The organism is Caldisericum sp. (assembly GCA_022759145.1).
GTDB lineage: Bacteria > Caldisericota > Caldisericia > Caldisericales > Caldisericaceae > Caldisericum.
In genome coordinates this window covers 1-3,895 of record JAEMPV010000057.1, presented here as the reverse complement: position 1 = coordinate 3,895, position 3,895 = coordinate 1, and the positions used below count along the sequence as shown (strand labels likewise).

At 35.4% G+C, this 3,895-nt stretch carries 4 protein-coding genes; all 4 read right to left on the bottom strand.

Translation table 11 applies throughout. The annotated features are described in order from the left end of the window. Window positions 1-137: 137 nt before the first annotated feature. The 4 genes from JHC30_03820 to JHC30_03805 are packed head-to-tail and all read right to left on the bottom strand — an operon-like array spanning window position 138 to window position 3,847. Complete coding sequence (locus tag JHC30_03820; protein MCI4463281.1) at window positions 138-917, bottom strand: DUF3800 domain-containing protein; 780 nt, start codon at window positions 915-917, stop codon at window positions 138-140. A gap of 11 nt (window positions 918-928) precedes the next feature. Continuing rightward, window positions 929-1,555, bottom strand: a complete 627-nt coding sequence (locus tag JHC30_03815) for a restriction endonuclease subunit S (GenBank protein MCI4463280.1) — start codon at window positions 1,553-1,555, stop codon at window positions 929-931. A gap of 9 nt (window positions 1,556-1,564) precedes the next feature. Continuing rightward, window positions 1,565-2,332, bottom strand: coding sequence for a DUF3800 domain-containing protein (locus tag JHC30_03810; protein MCI4463279.1), 768 nt, complete (start codon window positions 2,330-2,332; stop codon window positions 1,565-1,567). 30 nt (window positions 2,333-2,362) lie between these two features. Next, window positions 2,363-3,847 carry an SAM-dependent DNA methyltransferase gene (locus JHC30_03805; GenBank protein ID MCI4463278.1) on the bottom strand — a complete coding sequence of 495 codons (1,485 nt, stop codon included), beginning with the start codon at window positions 3,845-3,847 and terminating at the stop codon, window positions 2,363-2,365. Window positions 3,848-3,895 lie beyond the last annotated feature (48 nt).

The following is a 3,895-nucleotide window of genomic DNA, read 5'->3' as shown; positions in this document are numbered from 1 at the left end:
TAAATAAGCTCATAGTGAGAGCATTCTAAAAAAGTAGATTTAATTGTCCATCATTAATTTTTAGAGCAAAATCAATGTTAGTATATGGAGCTCCATTTTTATCAGGAAAAGCCCATAAATGGAATTTTCTTTGTAAATTAAAAGTTTGTTCCCATGGGGAGGAGAAATAAATCTTTATGCCATTTAACAATCATTTTACCAAGTTTTATTTTAGTTTCTTTAGTAGATCTAGCTACTATTGCCATTTGCGTTGCGCCTAATAAAACATCACAAAATTGAAGTAAAATATTTTTTGAAGAATCTTCTATTTCTAATCTTTCTATTTTAACTATAGGATATTTCTTTCCTTCCAAACGATTTAAATATGAATCTAATTGAGCACGGTAAGGTATGTATTCTTCAAAATTATCAATCCAACCTTCTTCAGGACGTCTCATTCGGAACTTTGCATCAGATATAAAAACTATAGAAAGTTCATCTAAATTTTCTGGACCAAGTAGCCACGCTATTGCTCCCTTTAATGCCATTGCTGTAAATCTATTATAAGCGTGATATTCTTTAGAAAATCTTGAATGATCATAGGCTGGAGAGAAACGATCAACTGCTAAAGCACTAAATTTTGCATAATCAGAAAGTCCTTCTTCAAAAGCCTTAAGCCAATTTAGTGCTATGCGCGCCTTTGGTCCATATTCTCCTTGAAATTTTTTGGGTAAGCGTGAAAAATGAATTTCACCTTTATAATTTTCTTTTTCTAACAAGTAGTTAAGTGCTTGTTCTACCTTTTGTAAATATTCTGCTTGTACGAATAGTAATCCAATTATAAACCATCTTTTATTTGGAATGCTTTCATCATGAAAAACACAATATGTTGCTTTACGTTCAATAATATTTTCAAATAAATCTTTTTCTTTTTTCACTTTACTTTAGTCTACAGTTCGCCGCGGAAGGCTTTTTCTAAGATGGATTGTTCTAAGAGTTTAATTTCTTCTTCTGTTCTGGTTTGAACTTCTTTAAGCTCTTGTATCTTTTCATGCACTTCCTGTAAGTAATTAGCTATGCGTTTTTGTTCATCAAGGGGTGGGAGTGGGATGAGAGCATTTAAAACATCTTCTTGCTTCAATCTTTGTCTACTGCTTGTTGCTCCAGTAACACCAACCTGAAATTGAGAAAGGAAAACTTTGCTCAAAAGACATAATCCCAGATAATCTAAGTCTATCAAATGCGTATGAGGTCTTAAAGCCAAAAATTCAGTAGATGCCAACATTGGTAAGTCTGTAATACTTTCATCGCTTTTTATAACCCATGCCCTAGGAATTCTTGGATTAAGTTTCGAAAATAAACATATGTTAGGTTTAATTTTAAGCTTTGAACTTCCTATTTCAGATCCTTTCCGGAGTTCTGGTTGCTTATTGTTATCATAAGCAGGTATACTAAATAATAAAAATTCTTGGTGTGGATAGCGCCGCGGATCCATTGTTTGCCACTCATAAGTACACACTTCCCCCAGCCTCACCCAACGCCAGCCATTGGGAAGTTTATATGGTCCATCAATCATAGCCACTACCTAAGGAAATTCTTTATATCCCCAACCATAATAACTTGTTCTAGTTGGCGGTTTATATAATCTCTTTTCAATATAACACCATCCTGGATAATTTGGATTTTTACCTTTTTTCCACCAAGAATAAATATGTCTTGCAACAAAATCTGCTATTTGAAGACCTAAAGAATTTTGGCTATCACAAAAATAGAATTCAATAATACGATCAAGTTGTAATCGGAATTCAAGAAAATTAGAAATTTTTATTTGAGAACCTTCAATAAGAAGTTCACTAACAAATTTCCTCTGATCTTGTTCAATTCTTCTATTAAAATCAATAACAACTAATCCTAATTCATTTTGATCGTTTAATAAACCTTGGACTCTTTCTAAAAGAAATCTTAATGCTAAATACTCAGGATTTTCTGGTTCAAAATATTGTGTAATATGCCTTTTTTTATCTATACATACTGCAAAATAAATTACATTGTCATGATCCATATATATTTTACGCACTTCGTCACGTAGATCAAAATAATGTCGCCAAATTCCCTCACCCCTATCTACTTCTTTTGCCTTAATCTCTTCACCTTTCCCTAATTTTGAAATATCTATTCCTGTAATATTCAATTGTTTAAGTTTATTTATAATACTATCATAAACAGATTGTATACAATTTTCTTTTATCGCAACACCTGAAACAACATACACAGGCTGTTCATTCAAATCATTCAAATTTACATTAGACCAACCTGGAGTATATCCTGCTTCATCAACAAAAATTAAATACATAAGCACCCTCCATATTGTATTTATAAATTTCTATCTATTATTCCCCAAAATCTCATTAAGCTCATCAAGAGTATCTAAAATTTCTCTTTCTCTTTCTAATAAGCTTGAAAGAATTTCAACAGGAGATGGCAAGGCTACAGCTTCTTTTCTGTTTGGATTTCTTGGGCTAAGGTCATACCCTTTAGCTTTGATTTCTTCAACAGGGACTATCCATGAGCGTTCTGAGAGGCAAGCTTCACGTGGTCCTTCGCCTTTGCGATAAGCTAACCAAGCTTTATAAAGCTCCCGAGCCTCATTAAAATGCTCATCTTTGATGGGATTAGTTTTACTAAATTTTTTTAGTCCCTCTGGTAAAGGTAGTTCATAATACCAAATCTCCTTCGTGGGTCCGGGTCGTTCAAAGAAGATTAGAGCGGTCTTAACATCTGAATAAGGAGCAAAAGTTCCTAGAGGAAGACTAACTATAGTGTGAAGGTTGAATTGTTCTAAAAGTTCTTTTTTAACAGAAGCAAAGGCTCCTCCGCTGAAAAGCGTTCCTTCCGGGACAACCATCCCGCAGCGAGCCCCATCTTTTGGTTTGAGTTTTTTCATAATATGTTGTAAGAAAAGAAGCTCTGTCCTTGAAGATTTAATAGGGAAATTTGACTGAATATGCTTTCCTTCCTTTCCTCCAAAAGGAGGATTGGTAAGGATAACATCATAACGCTCAGAAGGATTACGGATATTTTCTTCTAAGGTATTTTTTCTAATTACTCGAGGAGCGGTTATACCGTGCAAAACCATGTTCATTAAACCAAGAAGGGCAGGAATAGGCTTCTTTTCCTGACCGTAAAAGGTGCGCTCCTGAAGGATTTTATGGTCTTCCAAGGTTTTTTCGTATCTTTTCATCCATAAATAAGCTTGCACTAAAAAGCCACAACTTCCGCAAGCTGGGTCGTAGACAGTTTCTCCAATTTTTGGGTCAACAACTTCCACCACAAAGCGAACAACTGGACGGGGTGTGTAAAACTCTCCAGCAAGCTGGTTCTCATTGCCAAGCCGCCGTAAAAGTTCTTCATACACCTGAGAGACAGTGAAAATGTCATCCTGGTTGTGAAAGTCTATTTTATCAATAATTTGAAGCACTTCCTTGAGATTATATCCAGAGGCACAAACTATAACATTGCGTTCAGCAAAAATACTCCGTATAGTATCCCTTAAAGGGTCTCCTCCAAGACTTTGCAAATAGGGGATAAGTCTTCCGTGGACAAACTCAAGAAGCTTATCGGCAGGCCAATCTTTGGTTGCCCAGGCGCTCCAGCGTAAGTCTCCGTCTAAAATTCGTTCATATGTTCTTCCTGCGAGCTTGGCTTGTGCTTCCCATTCCTCTTCTTGAGCATCAAGAAACTTGAGAAAAAGAAGCCAAGATAAGTGCTCAATGTATTCCATGGCACCAGTGCAATTGTTATCACTACGGAGGATATCGCAGGCTCTCCAGATCTCATTAGCAAGAGTTTCCCGAGTTTGTCCATTCATATAGTCCTCCTTTTATTTTACGATAAAGGTTCTTCTATATAAATTTTC

Coding starts and splice junctions, on each gene's coding strand:
- JHC30_03810 (MCI4463279.1), bottom strand. CDS start 2,332: ATGTATTTAATTTTTGTTGATGAAGCAGGATATACTCCAGGTTGGTCT.
- JHC30_03815 (MCI4463280.1), bottom strand. CDS start 1,555: ATGATTGATGGACCATATAAACTTCCCAATGGCTGGCGTTGGGTGAGG.
- JHC30_03805 (MCI4463278.1), bottom strand. CDS start 3,847: ATGAATGGACAAACTCGGGAAACTCTTGCTAATGAGATCTGGAGAGCC.